Here is an 18,195-nt window from a genome sequence, read left to right on the forward strand (position 1 = left end):
GCCACTGCCGGAATCGGGCCGGATCCGATGTGAGATCCGTCGCTGGGTACGGGTAACCGGGTGGACTTCGTTGTGCCGGGGATGCGCGATTCGTAGTCTTGACCATCGGGCACAGGGGTTGAGCTGCTAGGAGGAGTTTTCGCAGTGCTGTACTGGCTCATGAAACACGTGTTTATCGGGCCACTGCTCAAGGCGCTGTGGCCCACCAAAGTCGTCGGTGCGGAGAACATCCCCGACGACGGTGGCGCGATCCTGGCGGGCAACCACCTCGCGGTGGCCGACTCCTTCTTCATGCCGCTGCGCGTCAAGCGCAAGGTGACCTTCCCGGCCAAATCGGAGTACTTCACCGAGAAGGGCTTCAAGGGTCTGCTGAAGAAGTGGTTCTTCACCGGCGTCGGCCAGTTCCCGATCGACCGCTCCGGCGGCAACGCCGCGCAGGCCGCGCTCGACACCGCGACCCGGCTGGTCCGTGAAGGACACCTCCTCGGCATCTACCCCGAAGGCACCCGGTCCCCGGACGGCCGTCTGTACAAGGGCAAGACCGGCGTCGCGCGGATCGCGCTCGAATCCGGCGGCGTCGTGGTCCCGGTGGCCATGATCGGCACCGACAAGGTCAACCCGATCGGCTCGAAGATGTGGTGGCCGCGCCGCCTCGAGATCCGCTTCGGCAAGCCGCTCGACTTCTCGCGCTACGAAGGCCTCGCCGGCGACCGCTTCATCGAGCGGTCCATCACCGACGAGATCATGTACGCGCTCATGGAGCTCTCCGGCCAGGAGTACGTCGACATCTACGCCGCCAAGGCGAAGGAACTGCTCGCCGCCGAGGAGGCGGGACTCCGCCCCAAGGTGCCCGCGCAGCCCTCCGCCCAGGACGTCGCCCGTATCCCGGACACCAAGGTCGGCTGAGGCCCCACTAGGGTTCTCCGGTGCGCTTTTTCTACGACACCGAATTCATTGAGGACGGCGTGACCATCGATCTGGTGTCGATCGGTGTCGTGGACGAAAGAGGCCGCGAGTTCTACGCGGTCTCGACCGATTTCGACCCCGGCAAGGCCGGCCCCTGGGTCCGCGACAACGTGCTCCCGAAACTCCCGTCGCCTGCCGACCCGGCGTGGCGCAGCCGCGAGAAGATCCGCACGGATCTGCTCGAGTTCTTCGGCAAACCGCCCGGCGGGATCGAACTGTGGGCCTGGTTCGCCGCCTACGACCACGTCGCGCTGGCGCAGCTGTGGGGGCCGATGCCCGCGCTGCCGCGCCAGCTGCCGCGCTTCACCCGTGACCTGCGGCAACGCTGGGAGGACGCGGGCAAGCCGAAGCTGCCGTCGGCCCCGGACGACCAGCACGACGCGCTGGCGGACGCGCGGCACAACTACCAGCGGTGGCAGATCATCGAGTCCTACTGGCACCGGTAAGCCGCCTCTCGGGCGCTGGTGGCCTTCGGATGTCATGAAAGGGTCGTTCAGGACGTTTTATGTCCTGAACGACCCTTTCATGACACTCGCGCGCTGCCAGGGCCAGCGGCGAGGCGACGCACCCCACGAACGCCATGAACGGTCCTTTCCTTGCAAAATTTGCGAGGAAAGGACCGTTCCTAGCGTTCGGGACGGGCTCAGCGCCGCGAGTCGACGGCCTCGGCGAGGATGTCCAGCAGTTCGGCAGTCGTCTCCCACCCGAGGCAGGCGTCCGTGATCGACTGCCCGTACGTCAGCGACGCCGCCTCGCCGAGCGTCAGGTCCTGGCGCCCTTCCACCAGGAAGCTCTCCAGCATCAGGCCGGCGATGCCCCGCTCACCGGCCCCGATCCGCCCGGCGAGCTCCCGGACGACCGCAGCCTGCCGCACGTGGTCCTTCGCGCTGTTGCCGTGGCTCGCGTCGATGATCACGCGTTCCGGCAGCCCCGACTTCGCCAGCCGCGCCAGCGTGTCGGCCACCGTCGCGGGGTCGTAGTTCGGGCCGGCGGAGCTGCCCCGCAGGATGACGTGGCAATCCTCGTTGCCCGCGGTGGTGATGAGCGCGGCGAGCCCGTCGGGGTTGATCCCGGCGAAGACGTGGCTCGCACCGGCCGCGCGGGTGGCGTCGACGGCGACCTGGACGTCGCCCTCGGTCGAGTTCTTGATCCCGACCGGCATCGACAGCGCGCTGCACAGCTGCCGGTGTACCTGGCTCGCCGCGGTCCGCGCGCCGATGGAACCCCAGGTCACGGTGTCGGAGATGAACTGCGGGGTGATCGGGTCGAGGAATTCGCAGCCCACCGGCAGGCCGAGCGCGGAGATGTCGAGCAGCAGTTTGCGCGCCATCCGGAGGCCGTGGTTGACCTCGTAGGTGCCGTCGAGACCGGGGTCGTTGATCAGGCCCTTCCAGCCGAGCGTGGTCCGCGGCTTCTCGAAGTACACGCGCATGACGATGTGCAGGTCGCGGCGGTGCTCTTCGGCCTTGGCGGCGAGGCGGCGGGCGTAGTCGAGCGCGGCGTCCGCGTCGTGCACGGAGCAGGGCCCGACGACGACGAGGAGCCGGTCGTCCCGGCCGTCGAGGATGTCGACGGCCGAGGCCCGCCCGGTTAGGACGGTATCGGCGATTTCCGCCGTCATCGGATGTTCGTGCCGCAGCATCGCGGGCGACAGCAGCGGATTGATGGCCGCCGTGCGGTGCCCGTCGAGGGCGATCAGGGTGTCAGCGGAGGGAGACATCGCGGGTCTGGTTCCTTTCGAAAGGGATACCGACCCGCGGGAACTCGCCGAGCCGGTGTGAAATCCGGCTCGGGGTGGAGGTCAGCGCAGGTTCACGCCGCCGTGCCCACCCGGGGCCGGCTTCGTAAACCAGAAATAGCGCTGCACGGGGCCAAGCTAGCACATCCGCCACGCGGACCGATTTCCGAGGTGGTCCGCCCTGCACCGATCCAGAGAACTGCCGCTACGCTGGCATCGGGACATGTGACTGTCATCTCTACGGAACACAAGACGGAGGCTTCTCATGCGTGTCGGTGTGCTGACCGGCGGTGGCGACTGCCCGGGACTCAACGCGGTGATCCGCGCTGTGGTGCGCAAGGGCATCGAGGTGCACGGCTGGGACATCGTCGGGTTCCGCAACGGCTGGAACGGCCCCCTCACCGGGGACAGCCGTCCGCTAGGCCTGAACGACGTCGAAGACATCCTGACCCGCGGCGGCACGATCCTGCGCTCGTCGCGGACCAACCCGTACAAGGTCGACGGCGGGGTCGACAAGATCAAGGCGGTGCTCGCCGATCAGCAGGTCGACGCGCTGATCGCGATCGGCGGCGAGGACACCCTCGGCGTCGCGAAGCGGCTCACCGACGACGGCGTCGGAGTCGTCGGGGTGCCCAAGACGATCGACAACGACCTCGGCGCCACGGACTACACCTTCGGCTTCGACACGGCCGTCTCGATCGCCACCGAGGCCATCGACCGGTTGCACACCACGGCCGAGTCGCACCACCGCGCGCTGGTCGTCGAGGTCATGGGGCGGCACGCGGGCTGGATCGCGCTGCACTCCGGCCTCGCCGGCGGCGCGAGCGTGATCCTGGTGCCGGAGCGGCATTTCAACGTCGACCAGGTCGTCTCGTGGGTCGAGCGCCGCTTCGAGAAGGAGTACGCGCCGATCATCGTGGTCGCCGAGGGCGCGCTGCCCGAGGGCGGCGAAGAGAAGCTGCTGACCGGTGAGAAGGACGCCTTCGGGCACGTCCGGCTCGGCGGTATCGGCACCTGGCTGGCCGACGAGATCGCCGCCCGCACCGGCAAGGAATCCCGTGCGGTCGTGCTCGGGCACGTCCAGCGCGGCGGCACCCCGACGGCGTACGACCGCGTGCTCGCCACCCGGTTCGGCCTCAACGCCGTCGACGCCGTGGCCGACGGCGACTTCGGCGTGATGGTGGCGTTGCGCGGCACGGACATCGTCCGCGTCAAGCTCGCCGAGGCGACCGCCGAACTGAAGACCGTCCCGGTCGAGCGGTACGAAGAGGCCGAGGTCTTCTTCGGCTGAGCCCTGATTCAGGAGAAGGCCCCTTACATCGTGCTGACCTCGGGTAAGGGGCCTTCACTTTGCTTGCGGCCCCGCCATCGTGGCGAGTTGAATCGGCCACCTGGGGGATCAGGGTGGAAGGGCGGCGGTGCTCATGGGGTCCAGCAGGCGCGAGTTCCTGAGGTGGCTGGCCGCCGGCGGGACCGGGGTGGCGTTCGCCGGGCTGCTGCCCGGTACGGCCGCCGCGGAAACGGGCGCGATCGTCGTCATCTCCCGGGTCACGCTGATCGACGGCACGGGTTCGGCCCCTCGGCGTGACGTCTCGGTCGTGCTCGTCGGCGACCGGATCGCCTGGGTCGGCTCCGGCCCGGTGCCGGAAACCGGTGGCGCGCGGGTGATCGACGGCCGCGGCAAGTACCTCGTCCCGGGACTGTGGGATATGCACACCCACGGCGCGGACCTTGAGGACATCGTCCCGCCACTGCACCTCGCGCACGGCGTCACGGGCGTCCGCGAAATGTGGGGGTACGCGGAGAACCGCGCCACGAAGGGCAAGATCGAACGCGGTGAGCTGCTCGGCCCGCGCGTCGTGCTGGCGAGCGGGATCGTCGACGGACCGGTCACGCTCCTGGGCCCGCCGGTGCTCCAGGTTTCGACGGAAGCCGAAGCGCGCGCCGTCGTCCGCGCCGAGAAGGCCGCGGGCGCCGAACTCGTCAAGACCTACTCCTACCTCTCGCCCGTCGCCGTGCGCGCGGTCGCGGACGAAGCCCGCGCCCAGGGCCTGCGGTTCTCCGGGCACTGGCCGTACAAGCTGTCCCACCTCGAGGCGAGCGACCTCGGCCAGCACAGCCTCGAGCATTTCTTCGGGGTGTCCATCCACTGTTCGTCCCGGCGCGACGAGATCCTGGCCAGGCTGAAGACGACGCCCTACGACCCCGCGGCGCCGCGGGACTTCTTCAACCTGGCTCGGCGGCTGGAGTTCGAGTCGGTCGGCACGTACGACCGCGGTGTGGCGCGAGCCTACTTCGAGCGGCTGCGGTGCAACGGCACCTGGCACTCGCCGACGCTGACGATCAACCGGGTCGTCACACAGCCCGCCGAAACCCATCAGCGGGACCCGCGGCTGAAATACGTACCCGCCGACGTGCGCGAGAGCTGGGCCATGGGCATCGAACGCTTCGCGCCGAAGACCCCGGCGGACATCGCCCTCCAGGAGCGGTACTACCAGGAGACGCTGCGGCTGGTCGGCGTCGCGCACGAAGCGGGCGTCGGGCTCATCGGCGGCACCGACTGCCTCAATCCGTACACCTTCCCCGGCAGCGGGCTGCACGAGGAGCTCGCCTTCCTGGTCGAGGCCGGGCTCTCACCGGTGCGGGCGTTGAAGACCGTCACGGCCGACGCGGCGAAGTTCCTTGGCAGGGAAGCAACGTCGGGCACGGTCGTGGTGGGGAAGGAGGCGGACCTCGTGCTGCTCGACGCGGACCCGGCCGCGGACATCCGCAATATCGCGAAGATCGACACGGTGATCACCCGAGGCCGGGTTCTCGACAAGGCGGAGCGACGGCGGATGCTCGACGCCGTCGAGGCCGCCGCGAACCGGCCGGCGGCGACGAACGCCCGGCTCCGGTCCCTCGCCTTCCGCACGTGCTGCTGACCTCCCGTGGGGTCAGACGCGCGCGAGGGTGTCCAAAAGGGACACGGCACGGGCGATGTCGTCGGTGAGCGGCCGGTCCTCGACGCTCGGGTCGAGCACGGCCGCGGCGGTCTCGTAGGCGTCGCGCGCGGGAAGGGAGACGAGCTCGGCCTTGCGCATCCGCAGCGCCCGGACGGCCGCGACCAGTTCGCACGCCAGCACCTGCTGGTACGCCGCCCCGGCCGCGGTCGCCGCCCGCGCGGCCTGGGTGGAGAAGCTCGCGTGGTCTTCGATCCCGCGTGAGACGACGGCGGTGCCCAGTGTCGCCGGGAGCGCGGCCTGCCGCAGTTCGGTGAGCGCGTCGTGCGCGACGTACTCCAGGATCATCACGCCCGAGCTGCCCGAAGGCCCGGCCGCCAGGAACGGCCGCAACCCGGTGAACTCCGGCTCCACCAGATCACCCAGCCGGGCCACCGACAGCTCGGCGACCTGGTGGACGGTCGCGCGCACCTGATCGAGCGCGGTCGACACGTAGGCGGTGTGGAAATGCGCGTGGTGATAGGCGTCCTGGTGCACCGTCGAGATCATCGGGTTCTCGGTGCTGGCGTTGATCTCCACCGCGAGGACGTCGCGCAGGTAGTGGATCGCGTCCAGCGCGGGCCCCTGCACCTGCGGGAACGCACGGAGCCCGAACGGGTCCTGGATACGCCTGCCCGGTTTGGGTGTCCCCTCCATCCCGAGCAGCCGCCGCATCTCCGCCGCGCACGCGACCTGCCCGGCGTGCGGACGCGCTTCGTGCACCGGGGTCGCGTACGCCTCCGGGTTCCCGTCGAGCGCGATGTAGGTCAGTGCCGCGACGACGTGACTCGCCCGCGTCAGCGTGTCGAGCCGCATCGCCGCGAGGGTCGCCTCGGCCAGCGTCGCGGCGTTGCTGCTCATGAACGCGAGCGCGTCGCCCGCCTGGACCGGCACCGGTGGCACACCGCCGGCCAGCCATGGCCGTTCGCCGGTGAGGGCGAGCGCGGTCTCCGCGAGCGGAGCGAGGTCGCCGGTGCCGATCGCGCCGAGCCGGTGCACGAGCGGCAGTGCCCCGGTCCGCACCGCCTCGGCCAGTGCCCTGATCAGGTCGGGGCTGAGCCCGGCGCGTCCGGCCAGCAGCTGGTTGAGCCGGATGAGCATCATCGCCCTGGTCTGACCGGGGGCCATGACGTCGCCGCTGCCACCCGCGTGACTGCGCAGCAGCCGCAGCCCGTGATCCGGCGACTCGCCCTCGCCGACCGGATCCTCCTTGTTCGCGCCGACGCCGGTGGTGCGGCCGTAGACGATCCGGCGGGTGCTCAGTTCTTCGGCGAGCTTCCACGCGCTTTCCGCGCCTCGCAGCGCGGCGATCGAAACGTCAATGCTCAGCGGGCCCTCGGTGTTCGCGGCGGTCACGACGTCCGCGCAGCGCAGGGTCCGGCCGTCCACCCGGATCACGGCGGCCTCCTTTCACGACCGCCCCACTATGCGCCCTCAGTCCGACGGCGGCTGCCAGGGCGGGCGGTTACCCCAGTCCCACTTCGGCATCGGCTCGGGAACGGTGACCTCGCGGCCGGGCTGGGAGAACATCACCGCCAGCCTGCTGCCCCATTCGACGTACGCGGCGAACGCGGAGCGGAACTCGGGATCGGCCGGGAGCCCGGCCTCGTCGGCGGCGTCGAAGAGCAGGTTCACCCAGCGACGGCGCTGCTCCTCGGTGATGGCCCGGCCCAGATGCCGTCCGACCATGTGCCGGTGACCGCCGTGTTCGCCGCTGTAGGTCTCCGGCCCGCCGAACACCTCGGCCAGCCAGACCGCCACGTGCTCGGGGTGGCCGGGGTCCATGTGGCGGAAGACCGGCTCCAGCAACGGGTCCTTCAGCACGTGGCCGTAGAACACGGTGGTCAGCCTGCGCAGGGCGGCCAGCCCGCCGGCCCATTCGTACAACGTCGGCGTCTCGGTCACGTAAGGTCCTCCCAGCGGCGATGATCTTCCGGTCCGGCAAGGCAACCACCCCGGATCGCCGGGGACAACCGCTTACTTTTCGGTGCGTGCCAAGGAGAGCGGCGATGAAGCGGTACCACTGCGCGGTCGAACTCGCGGTCGACGTCATCGGCGGCAAGTGGAAGCCGGTGATCCTGGCGCATTTGAAGGAAGGAGTGCACCGGTACGGCGAACTCCGGCGCCGGATGCCGGGCGTCAGCGAGAAGATGCTGACCCAGCATCTGCGCGAACTGGAGGCGGACGGCCTCGTGCTCCGGGAGAGCCGCGAGGGCCGGGTGCCGCACGTCGAGTACCGGCTGAGCGAGGAGGGGGAGCGGTTACGGCCCGCACTCCAGGCGCTCTACGACTGGGGGACGCGGCGCGCGGCCGACTGCGGCATCACGTTCGAGCCGTTACCTATTCACTGATTGTCGTCGTCCAGGTGCCGTTCGAGCGCGTCGATGTGTCCTTCCCAGAACCGGCGGTACGGCGCGAGCCAGGCGTCGACCTCCGCGAGCGGTTCCGGGCGGAGCCGGTAGCACCGGCGCTGGGCGGCGACGCGGACGGTGACCAGACCGGCCTCGCGTAGGACGCGCAGGTGCTTCGATACGGCCGGTTGGCTCAATTCGAGGACCTCGACCAGCTGGTTGACCGACTTTTCGCCGTCGCGCAAGAGGTCGAGGATGGTCCTCCGCCGCGGCTCGGCGAGGATCTCGAAAGTCTGCATCATCCGGGAAATGTGCCCCGTGCGGCATATTTCCGTCAAGGAATGTTCGAAAATGTCCATCCGAAAGTCTTGGTCTGAACCATTGACGGAGTGGTCTAGTCCACTTAGCTTGTGCGTGTCCCGCCGCAGTCCTCTCGTCACCGCCGGTGACCGTGAAGGGAGAACGCATGTCCCGTTCGTTCAGGCTCACCGCGATCGTGGGTGCCGCGGCCGTCGCGCTCGGCGCGCTGGCCGTCGCCGCTCCGGCGCAGCAGGCGACCGCCGCGCCGGAAGCGGCGGAGGCCTCGGTCGGCAAGGTACTCGGGTACTTCGCCGAATGGGGCGTCTACCAGCGGAACTACCATGTGAAGAACATCGACACGTCGGGCTCGGCGAGCAAGCTGACACATATCAACTACTCGTTCGGCAACGTGACGAACGGCGGCTGCGCGCTCGGTGACGCCGAAGCGGCGACCAGCAAGTTCTACGACGCCGCGGGCAGTGTGGACGGGGTCGCCGACAGCTGGGACAACGGCGCACTGCGCGGGAACTTCAACCAGCTGAAGAAGCTCAAGGCCAAGTACCCGAACCTCAAGGTGCTGTGGTCGTTCGGCGGTTGGACCTGGTCCGGCGGGTTCGGCGAGGCCGCCAAGAACCCCGCCAAGTTCGCGGAGTCCTGCTACAACCTCGTCAACGACCCGCGCTGGGCCGGCGTCTTCGACGGCATCGACATCGACTGGGAGTACCCGAACGCCTGCGGTCTCTCGTGTGACACCAGCGGCGCGGCCGCGATCAAGAACCTCGCGCAGGCCCTGCGGGAGAAGTTCGGCTCGAAGCTGGTCACCGCCGCGATCACCGCGGACGGCACCGACGGCGGCAAGATCGACGCCGCGGACTACGGCGGCGCGGCGCAGTACTTCGACTGGTACAACGTCATGACCTACGACTACTTCGGCGCCTGGGCCGCGCAAGGCCCGACGGCCCCGCACTCGCCGCTGACCGGCTACGCGGGCATCCCGACCGCCGGCTTCCACTCCGACGCCGCGATCCAGAAGCTCAAGGGCAAGGGCGTCCCGGCGAACAAGCTGCTGCTGGGCATCGGCTTCTACGGCCGCGGCTGGACCGGTGTCACCCAGGAAGCCCCGGGCGGCACCGCGACAGGTCCGGCGGCGGGCACCGAGCCGGGCATCCAGGACTACAAGGTCCTGAAGACGACCTGCCCGGCCACCGGCACCGTCGCGGGCACCGCGTACGCCAAATGCGGCAGCGACTGGTGGAGCTACGACACCCCGGCGACCATCGGCGGCAAGGTCACCTATGCCAAGGACCAGGGGCTCGGCGGCGCCTTCTTCTGGGAGCTGTCCGGTGACACGGCCGACGGTGAGCTGATCACCGCACTGGCCAAGTAAGCCTCTCTCCGGCAGAAGCGCGTGAAGGCCCCCTTCACGCGCTTCTGTCGGTGGCGGGGATTACGGTCACCGCATGGGTTTCGAGGGTTTCGGCGAGTACGCCATCGACTTCTACGACGGTCTCGAAGCGGACAACTCCAAGTCTTATTGGGACGCGAACCTCGCCACGTACAAGACCGACGTCCGCGCCCCGATGGAGGCGCTGCTCGCGGAACTGGTCCCGGAGTTCGGCGACGGCTTCGGCGAGGGCAAGGTCTTCCGCCCGTACCGCGACGTCCGGTTCGCCAAGGACAAGACGCCGTACAAGACCCACTGCGGCGCGGTGATCGAGCAGGGCCGCGGCGGCGGCGCGTACTACGTCGAGGTCGGCCCGGCCGGGCTGCGCGTCGGCGGCGGCTGCTTCCACTTCGAGTCCGATCAGCTCGCCCGCTTCCGCAAGGCCGTCGACACCGAACTCCGGGGCGCCGAGCTCGCCAAGATCCTCGCGAAGCTGGAGAAGGCGGGCTGGGAGGTCAAGGGGGACAGGCTCAAATCGAAGCCGCGCGGCTTCGCCGAGGACCATCCCCGTATCGACCTGCTGAAGTACCGCTCGGTGTACGCCGTCCGCGGCTGGGAGCCGGACGACATCCTGCACGAACGCGGCGCCCTCGACCGGGTGCGGAAGGCGTGGCGGCAGGTCCGCGTGTTCAACGAATGGGCGCGGGATCGCGTCGGCCCCAGCGAGAAGCCGCGCCGATAACCGCCGAACCGGGTTCGGCGGTTCCCGCTCGCCCAGGTCAACTGACACTTTTCTTGAACTTTCGGTATCGGTACAGACGTACTCGCGATGAGGGACTACGCTGTGCGAACGTGAGCCGACGCGCGAAGATCGTTTGTACCCTGGGCCCCGCGACCGCTACGCCGGAGAAGATGCGGCAACTCGTCGACGCCGGGATGGACGTCGCGAGGATGAACTTCAGCCACGGGACGCACAGCGACCACAAGCAGGTCTACGACCTCATCCGCACCGCCGCCGCCGAATCGGGCCGCGCGGTGGGCATCCTCGCCGACCTCCAGGGGCCGAAGATCCGTCTCGGCACCTTCGCGGGCGGGCCGGTCGAGTGGCACAACGGCGACATCGTGCGCATCACCGTCGAGGACGTCGCGGGCACGCACGACCGCGTCTCGACCACCTACAAGGGACTCGCCGACGACGCGAAGCCCGGCGACCGTCTCCTCGTGGACGACGGCAAGGTCGGCCTCGTGGTCAAGCAGGTCGAGGGCCCGGACGTCGTCTGCGAGGTCACCGAAGGCGGCCCCGTCAGCAACAACAAGGGCGTCTCCCTGCCGGGGATGGACGTCTCCGTGCCGGCGCTGTCCGAAAAGGACATCGAAGACCTCGAGTTCGCGCTGGAACTCGGCGTGGACTTCATCGCGCTGTCGTTCGTCCGCTCGCCCGCCGACATCGACCTGGTCCACCAGGTGATGGACCGCGTCGGCAAGGGACGCCTCCCGGTGGTCGCGAAGATCGAGAAGCCCGAAGCGGTCTACAACCTCGAAGCGATCGTGCTCGCCTTCGACGCGGTGATGATCGCCCGCGGTGACCTCGGTGTCGAACTCCCGCTGGAGCAGGTCCCGCTGGTGCAGAAGCGCACCATCCAGATCGCCCGCGAGAACGCGAAGCCCGTCATCGTCGCGACGCAGATGCTCGAATCGATGATCAACAGCTCGCGCCCGACCCGCGCCGAGGCCTCGGACGTCGCCAACGCGGTGCTCGACGGCGCGGACGCGCTCATGCTCTCGGGTGAGACCAGCGTCGGCCGCTACGCCATCGACGTGGTCAAGACCATGGGCCGGATCATCGAAGCCGTCGAAACCGACTCGCCGGTCGTCCCGCCGCTGTCGCACGTCCCGCGCACCAAGCGCGGCGTCATCTCCTACGCGGCCCGTGACATCGGGGAGCGGCTGAACGCCAAGGCGCTGGTCGCCTTCACACAGTCCGGTGACACCGTCCGCCGGCTCGCGCGGCTGCACACGCGGCTGCCGCTGCTGGCGTTCACGCCGGAGGAGAGCGTCCGCAGCCAGCTCGCGATGACCTGGGGCACCACGACACGGATCGTGCCGAAGGTGGGCTCCACCGACCAGATGATCCAGCAGGTCGACCACGCGATGCTCGAAATGGGCAAGTACGCCAAGGGTGATCTGGTGGTCATCGTGGCCGGTTCCCCGCCCGGGACCGTCGGGTCGACCAACCTCATCCGGGTGCACCGCCTCGGCGAGGACGACCACGCCTGACCCCCGCCGCCCCTGCCAACGCTAGGAACGGTCCGTTCCTTGCAAATTTCGCAAGGAACGGACCGTTCCTAGCGTCCCAGGTGTCCCGAAGGTGGCCTTCGCGACAAACGTCCCGCCTCACCCGGGCCCAAGGCACCCTTACGGCCTAAAGTTCAGGTCATGACTGAGATGGCCAGGGAAGCCGCGGCCGGTTTCGACAACGCCGGCGGAGTAGGCGGCCAGCCCGTGCTCGACCGGCTGGTCGCGCTGCTGGACTTGGAGAAGATCGAGGAGAACATCTTCCGCGGTGTCTCACCGGCCCACTCACCGGTGCGGGTGTTCGGCGGGCAGGTCGCGGGGCAGGCGCTGGTCGCCGCCGGCCGCACGGTCCCCGAGGAGCGGAAGGTCCACTCGCTGCACGCGTACTTCATCCGCGGCGGTGACCCGAGCGTCCCGATCGTCTACGAGGTCGACCGCATCCGCGACGGCCGCTCGTTCACCACCCGCCGCGTCGTGGGCATCCAGCACGGCAAGGCGATCTTCTCCCTGTCGGCCTCGTTCCAGAAGGACGAGGGCGGTATCGAGCATTCCGAGGCCATGCCGGACGTCCCGGCCCCCGAGTCGCTCCCGACGCTGCAGGAACGGGCCGAGGGTTATTTCATGGGCCATCTCGACCGGCCGCGTCCGATCGACCTGCGGTACGTCAACGATCCGCCGTGGGTGACCAGGAAGTCGGGCGACCGGCCCGCCAGGAACCAGGTCTGGATGCGGGCCGACGGCAAGCTCCCGGACGAGCAGCTGCTGCACGTCTGTGTCCTGACCTACGCCTCCGACATGACGCTCTTGGACTCGGTCCTCGCGCGCCACGGCGTCTACTGGGATCTCGACAAGGTGCTCGGCGCGAGCCTCGACCACGCGCTCTGGTTCCACCGCCCGTTCCGGGCCGACGAGTGGTTCCTCTACGACAGCGCGTCGCCGACGGCGTCGGGTGCCCGGGGGCTGGCGACCGGCCGGTTCTTCGCCGCGGACGGAACGCATATCGCCACCGTCGTTCAGGAAGGGCTTCTCCGAGTCGTGTGAACGGTGACGTTCCGCATCGAAGATGCCGTCTTGTCCACCCTTTAGAGGGAATGGTGAAACGAATTAACATCTGGAGCCAGAGTATTACCGAATGGGTGTGGACATAAAGGGAGGGCCGGAACCGATCGGGGGACGGCTCCGGCCCTGCACCGGGGGTGAATCCGGCTTCGACGGGTATCCTTCCGAAACCCATCGGTGCAGCTCGCGACCCCGCGCCCGTGCCGCGAGCGGATCCGCTGACGCCGGTGAGGCGGGCGTACCGCGTTGCACGATGCTCAACCTACAACGGCAATCTGCAAATTGCAGGATGAAAGTCGGGGCGTGGGTGAAAATGGTCGTGTGACCATCTCACCGAATGTGTCTCGGGCTGGTTAGATGTGCTTCGTGCGGGGTTACTGAACACTGTTCTCCTCGCCGTGTCGCGATCGTTGGTGCTCGGACAGCTTGTGGAGGTGCCGTGATGACGAGGGGTCAGGGGCCCACCGTGCGCCGCCGGCGGCTGGCGAGCGAGCTGAGGCGGTTGCGCGAAGCGGCCGACCTCACCATCGACGAGGTGAGCGAGAAGCTCGAATGCTCGGCGTCGAAGGTCAGCCGCATCGAGACGGGGCACGTCGGCGTCACCCCGCGCGACGCGCGCGACATGCTCGAGCTGTACGGCATCGCCGGTGACGAGCAGGAAGCGCTCGTCCAGCTGGCCAGGGAAGCCCGTAAACGCGGCTGGTGGCATGCGTACAACGAGGTGTTCACCGGCACCTTCGTCGGGTTGGAGGCGGACGCGAGTTCGCTGCGGGCGTTCCAGGCGCTGCTGGTGCCGGGGCTGCTGCAGACCGAGCGCTACGCCAAGGCCGTGATCAGGGCGATGCGGCCCGACGCCGAGGACGCCGAGATCAGGCGCCGGGTGGCGGCGAGGATGGCGCGGCAGGAGCTGCTGACCGACCCCTCGCCCCCGGAGTACTGGGCCGTCATCGACGAAGCGGTCCTGCACCGCGTGGTCGACGGGCCCGAGGTGATGGCGGAACAGCTGTACCGGATGGTCACGATGGCGGCCCAGCCGAACGTCACCGTCCAGATCGTGCCGTTCGGCGCGGGTGCCCATCCCGGGATGGAGGGTCCGTTCCTCGTCATGGGCTTCCCCGAACTGGCCGACACCGACGTGGTCTACGTCGACAGCACCTCCAGCGGGCTCTATCTGGAGGAACCCCCGGACGTCCGGCGATACACGTTGATGTTCGACCATCTGCGTGCCGCCGCGTTGAAGCCGGACGACTCGGTCGAGGTGATCGCCGAGGCCGCCGGGAGGTTCGCCGAACAGGCGGCCCTTCCGGAGACACCGCAGTAACGGGACTCGGAGTGCTCGAAGTCCCTGGAGAACGAGTAAGGAGTGGGGAGCATGACGCCCAACGATGACCTTTCCCAGGCCCGGTGGTTCAAGAGCAGCCACAGCGGTGGCGGCAACGACTGTGTCGAGGTCGCCTTCACCGGTTCCGGTGCCGCGTTGAGGGACTCCAAGGACCCTGACGGAGGTGCCTTCCGCCTCTCGCCGCAGGCTTGGCGCGGGCTGCTCGGTGCTGTGCGCGCGAGTGGCCCGGATCACGGCTAGATACCTACGAACTCGACCCCTTACGCCCCCCGAGCAGGGGATGGGCCGGCGTAAGGGGTCGAATCACGTCCGGGTGTAGGTGATCACCCGATGCCTCAGGGCACCCCTCAGGACGAATCTCTTCATTACCAACAAGGCAGTGAAGTTCCTAAGGGGAGACAGTGATGAATACGAACGACGCCCTTCTCACCGGCGTACTGGCCGAGATCGAGTACCGGCGGGAAGAGCTCCAGCGGGCCGGCCGCAGCGTGTGGGTCGAGCGGGCTCGCCGGGCGAGCAAGCGGGTCCGCGCGCAGCGCGCCGAGGTCCACGTGCCCGCCCAGGAGCGCCGCGAGGCCCGGCAGGTGCCCGCCCGCAGCGGCGACATCACCCGGTAGAGGTCGAGTGCGATGAAGCTCTCGGCGAAAACACAGGCGAAGTTGTCGGCCCGGTAGGCAAGAATGCACCTCGTGCCCCGTCTTGGCTCCGGAATCCCGATCGTCGCCCGCACACAGGAGATGCGGCAGCTCCGCGCCGCCTTCGCCCGTGCCGAACGGGCCGAGGCCGGCGCGGTGCTGCTCTCCGGTGACGCCGGCGTCGGCAAGACCCGCCTGCTGACCGCGCTCGGCGAGTACGCCGCGGGCGCGGGCGCCCTGGTGCTCACCGGGCGCTGTATCGACGTCCACGAGGGCGGTCTTCCTTATCTTCCGTTCGCCGAGGCGCTGGCGCCGCTGGCGACGACCTCCGATCCCGCGGTCACGGCCGCGGTCCGGGCCCGGCCGGCGCTGGGCAGGCTGCTCCCGCAGATGCAGCAGGCGGAGGACTACCCCGCCATCGAAGACGGTCAGCTCACCGCGAGCGAACGGGTGTCGACGCAACGGCTCGGTCCCGAGCAGGACCTCGGCCAGCTCCAGCTGTTCGACGCGGTACTGGGGGTGCTGACCGTCATCGCTCAGCGCCGGCCCGTGGTGATCCTCCTGGAGGATCTGCACTGGGCCGACGGTTCCACCCGGAACCTGCTGTCCTTCCTGTTGACGAGGTTGCGCACCCAACGGCTGCTGGTGGTGGCGAGCTACCGCGAAGAGGACGTCCACCGGCGGCATCCGCTCCGGGCGCTGCTGTCCGAGGTCGTCCGGCTGGGCGCGGTCGAACGCGTCGAGGTCAAGCTGTTCGGCGCCGAGGACGCGCGCGCCTTCGTCGAGGCACTGGCCGACGAGCCGATCGGCCAGGACATGATCGCCGACATCGTCGCCCGGTCCGAGGGCAATCCGTTCTTCGTCGAGGAGCTGCTCGCGTCCGCGAAGGACTGCCGTGAACTCCCCGCCGGGCTGGCCGAGGTCCTCCTCGCCAGGGTGGAGCAGCTTTCCCAGATCACGCGCCGGGTGCTGCGCGTGGTCTCGGTCGCGAAGGACGCGGTGGCGCACGCCGCGCTCGCCGAGATCTCCGGGCTGGACGAGCTCGAACTCGACGAGGCGCTGCGCGAGGCCGTGCAGCATCACGTACTGGTGATCGAGAACGGTTTCTACACCTTCCGCCACGCGTTGCTGCAGGAAGCGGTGTACGGCGACCTGCTGCCGGGGGAGCGGGTGCGCATGCACGCGGCGTACGCGGCGCGGATCCGCGACCGGGCACAGGGCCGCGGCCAGCAGGCGCGGCTCGCGCACCACAGCCTCGAGAGCAAGGATTTCGTCTCCGCGCTGGCCGCGTTGCTGCGCGCGATGGACGAGGCGGAGAAGCTGGGCGCGCCCGGTTCCGCGCTGCGGCACGTCGAGCAGGCACTGTCCATCTGGGACGCCGTGCCCGCGGCGGACCGGCCGTCGGACGTGGACGAGCTGCGCCTCCTGCACGAGGCGTCGTATTTCGCGAGCACGTCGGGGGAGCCGGAGCGCGCGGTCGCCTATTCGCGGTCCGCGACCGAGGCCCTCGGCCCGGACACCGGCAACGAGCGGGCCGCCAAGGTCTGGCGACGGCACGCGGAGGCGCTGCTGTCGGTCGACGGCACGCTCGACGAGGTCGTCGAGGCGATCGACAAGGCCTGGGAGCTGGTCGAACACACCGAGGCGAGTGCCGCGCGGGCCTGGGTGCTCGCCACCCGCGCCGGGATCCTGCGGCTGATCGACAGGCACGACGAGGCGCTGCAGTGCGCGCTGGCCGCGGTCGCCGACGCCAGAGCGGTCGGTGCGGGCGGGGCGGAGGCGGCGGCGCTGGTTTCGCTCGGGACGCTGGCCGATTCGGCGGGCGACGTCGAGCTGGCGCGGGAGCGGCTGCGCGAGGCCGAGCGGAAGGCCAGGGATTCCGGCGCGCTCAACGGTGAGCTGCGGGCGCTGCACTTCCTCGGGCTGAGCTACGACGACCGGGCCGAGATCCGGTCCGCGCTGAAGTACTACGCCAAGGGCATCCAGCGGGCCAAGGAGACCGGGCTGACCTGGAGCTCGTTCGGTATCGAGCTGCGGACCAAACACCTCACGCTGCGGTACGTCAGCGGGGACTGGCCGGAAGACGACGACGCCGGCCGCGCGGGCCGCGGGGTGTCGAGTGTCGTCGCCGGACGCTTCCTGGGGATCTGGGCGCAGTTCGTCGTCGGCCGCGGCCGGTTCGCGGACGCGGACAAGATCCTGCCGAGTCTGCGTCAGCACTGGAGCGCGGACTACTCGATCGCGCTCGCTTCGGCCGACGCCGCGATCCAGCTCGCGTCGTGGCGAGGCGACCACGCGGGCGCGGTGCGGCAGGCGCGGGAACTGATCGACTGGCTCGAAGAGGTCGAACCCGCTTTGCTCGGCGGGATCCGGATCAGCGTGCACGGCCTCACCGCGGCCGTCGCCCAGGCCGCCGCAGCCCGGGTGCGCGGCGATCTGGCGACGGCCGAGGCCGCGGTGGAAGCCGGCGAGAAGCTGCTCGCCCACGGCCGTCACTGCGCCGAACACGGCATCCCGCGTTCGGTGTCGCTGGGCCCGGAGGCGCTGGCGTGGCTCGCCCGGCTGGAGGCGCTCGGCTCCTGCCTGCGCGGCGCGGGGGATCCCGAGTTGTGGGCGAAGGCGGTCGAGGCGTTCGGGTACGGCGCGGTGTACGAGCAGGCCATGTGCCGCCTGCAGCACGCGAAGTCCTTGCTGGCCTCGGACGGCGACACCGCGCTCGCCGCGTCGGAGCTGCTGGCCGCGCACGCCGTGGCCGATCGGCTGGGCGCCTGCCCGCTGCGTGAAGCCGTCCGGGAGCTCAGCCACCGGGCGCGCGTCGAGCTCCCCGGAGAGGCCGTGGCGCCGCGGCGTGACGTCGTCGACCCGCTCACCGATCGCGAACGCGACGTGCTGGAGCGTGTCGCGCTCGGCCGGACCAACCGGCAGGTCGGCGAGGAGCTGTACATCAGCGAGAAGACGGTGAGCGTCCACCTTTCGCGCGTGATGGCGAAACTCGGCGCGAGCCGCCGGGCCGAGGCCGTCGCGATCGCCTACGACCGGGGCTTGCTGGCCGCGCCGTCTTCTTCCTCCTAGCCGCGTTTCGTCCTCTGAATGCGTTCCTTGCGTGTGCAAGTACCGCGTTCAGAGGACGAAATGCGGAAGGGG

The 18,195-nt window shown here is 69.4% G+C and carries 17 protein-coding genes; 13 read left to right on the forward strand and 4 right to left on the reverse strand.

The window, feature by feature from the left end:
- Positions 1 to 144: 144 nt before the first annotated feature.
- Positions 145 to 906: a 1-acyl-sn-glycerol-3-phosphate acyltransferase gene (locus tag ACIBTM_RS33500; RefSeq protein ID WP_007033728.1), complete on the forward strand. Its 762-nt coding sequence runs from the start codon at positions 145 to 147 to the stop codon at positions 904 to 906.
- Between the two features lie 20 nt (positions 907 to 926).
- Positions 927 to 1,412 carry a polyadenylate-specific 3'-exoribonuclease AS gene (locus tag ACIBTM_RS33505; protein WP_016332795.1) on the forward strand — a complete coding sequence of 162 codons (486 nt, stop codon included), beginning with the start codon at positions 927 to 929 and terminating at the stop codon, positions 1,410 to 1,412.
- Between the two features lie 197 nt (positions 1,413 to 1,609).
- Here the strand turns inward: ACIBTM_RS33505 and ACIBTM_RS33510 are convergent, their stop codons facing one another.
- Positions 1,610 to 2,686 (reverse strand): 3-deoxy-7-phosphoheptulonate synthase, encoded by a 1,077-nt coding sequence (locus ACIBTM_RS33510; RefSeq protein ID WP_395881147.1) that lies wholly within the window; start codon positions 2,684 to 2,686, stop codon positions 1,610 to 1,612.
- A 283-nt stretch (positions 2,687 to 2,969) separates the two neighbouring features.
- Here ACIBTM_RS33510 and ACIBTM_RS33515 point away from each other — a divergent pair, with 283 nt between their 5' ends.
- Entirely contained in the window at positions 2,970 to 3,995 is a 1,026-nt protein-coding gene (locus tag ACIBTM_RS33515; protein WP_395881148.1) for a 6-phosphofructokinase, read from the forward strand.
- Positions 3,996 to 4,128: 133 nt separating this feature from the next.
- A complete protein-coding gene (locus ACIBTM_RS33520) occupies positions 4,129 to 5,628 on the forward strand; it encodes an amidohydrolase family protein (protein ID WP_395881149.1) in 1,500 nt (499 codons plus the stop codon).
- A gap of 12 nt (positions 5,629 to 5,640) precedes the next feature.
- Here ACIBTM_RS33520 and ACIBTM_RS33525 read toward each other — a convergent pair whose 3' ends face one another.
- Entirely contained in the window at positions 5,641 to 7,083 is a 1,443-nt protein-coding gene (locus tag ACIBTM_RS33525; RefSeq protein ID WP_395881150.1) for an aromatic amino acid ammonia-lyase, read from the reverse strand.
- Between the two features lie 36 nt (positions 7,084 to 7,119).
- A complete protein-coding gene (locus tag ACIBTM_RS33530; RefSeq protein WP_395881151.1) occupies positions 7,120 to 7,590 on the reverse strand; it encodes a group II truncated hemoglobin in 471 nt (156 codons plus the stop codon).
- A 104-nt stretch (positions 7,591 to 7,694) separates the two neighbouring features.
- Here ACIBTM_RS33530 and ACIBTM_RS33535 point away from each other — a divergent pair, with 104 nt between their 5' ends.
- Complete coding sequence (locus ACIBTM_RS33535; RefSeq protein WP_395881152.1) at positions 7,695 to 8,036, forward strand: winged helix-turn-helix transcriptional regulator; 342 nt, start codon at positions 7,695 to 7,697, stop codon at positions 8,034 to 8,036.
- Here ACIBTM_RS33535 and ACIBTM_RS33540 read toward each other — a convergent pair.
- Positions 8,030 to 8,338, reverse strand: coding sequence for an ArsR/SmtB family transcription factor (locus ACIBTM_RS33540; protein WP_395881153.1), 309 nt, complete (start codon positions 8,336 to 8,338; stop codon positions 8,030 to 8,032). The two genes, ACIBTM_RS33535 and ACIBTM_RS33540, sit on opposite strands and share 7 nt — an antisense overlap.
- A 164-nt stretch (positions 8,339 to 8,502) precedes the next feature.
- Here ACIBTM_RS33540 and ACIBTM_RS33545 point away from each other — a divergent pair, with 164 nt between their 5' ends.
- The 8 genes from ACIBTM_RS33545 (at position 8,503) to ACIBTM_RS33580 (ending at position 18,123) form a co-directional block, all read left to right on the forward strand.
- Positions 8,503 to 9,723, forward strand: coding sequence for a glycoside hydrolase family 18 protein (locus tag ACIBTM_RS33545; protein ID WP_395881154.1), 1,221 nt, complete (start codon positions 8,503 to 8,505; stop codon positions 9,721 to 9,723).
- 73 nt (positions 9,724 to 9,796) lie between these two features.
- Entirely contained in the window at positions 9,797 to 10,462 is a 666-nt protein-coding gene (locus tag ACIBTM_RS33550) for a DUF2461 domain-containing protein (RefSeq protein WP_395881155.1), read from the forward strand.
- A 110-nt stretch (positions 10,463 to 10,572) separates the two neighbouring features.
- Complete coding sequence (gene pyk, locus ACIBTM_RS33555) at positions 10,573 to 11,997, forward strand: pyruvate kinase (RefSeq protein ID WP_007033718.1); 1,425 nt, start codon at positions 10,573 to 10,575, stop codon at positions 11,995 to 11,997.
- A 159-nt stretch (positions 11,998 to 12,156) separates the two neighbouring features.
- On the forward strand, positions 12,157 to 13,056 hold the full coding sequence (gene tesB / locus ACIBTM_RS33560; RefSeq protein ID WP_395881156.1) for an acyl-CoA thioesterase II: 900 nt from the start codon (positions 12,157 to 12,159) through the stop codon (positions 13,054 to 13,056).
- Between the two features lie 460 nt (positions 13,057 to 13,516).
- Complete coding sequence (locus ACIBTM_RS33565; protein ID WP_395881157.1) at positions 13,517 to 14,395, forward strand: helix-turn-helix domain-containing protein; 879 nt, start codon at positions 13,517 to 13,519, stop codon at positions 14,393 to 14,395.
- Between the two features lie 51 nt (positions 14,396 to 14,446).
- A complete protein-coding gene (locus ACIBTM_RS33570; protein ID WP_395881158.1) occupies positions 14,447 to 14,656 on the forward strand; it encodes a DUF397 domain-containing protein in 210 nt (69 codons plus the stop codon).
- A gap of 164 nt (positions 14,657 to 14,820) precedes the next feature.
- Complete coding sequence (locus ACIBTM_RS33575; protein ID WP_395881159.1) at positions 14,821 to 15,033, forward strand: hypothetical protein; 213 nt, start codon at positions 14,821 to 14,823, stop codon at positions 15,031 to 15,033.
- A 63-nt stretch (positions 15,034 to 15,096) separates the two neighbouring features.
- Positions 15,097 to 18,123, forward strand: a complete 3,027-nt coding sequence (locus tag ACIBTM_RS33580; RefSeq protein WP_395881160.1) for an AAA family ATPase — start codon at positions 15,097 to 15,099, stop codon at positions 18,121 to 18,123.
- Positions 18,124 to 18,195: the final 72 nt, after the last annotated feature.

The organism is Amycolatopsis sp. NPDC049868 (assembly GCF_044461365.1).
Classification (GTDB): domain Bacteria; phylum Actinomycetota; class Actinomycetes; order Mycobacteriales; family Pseudonocardiaceae; genus Amycolatopsis.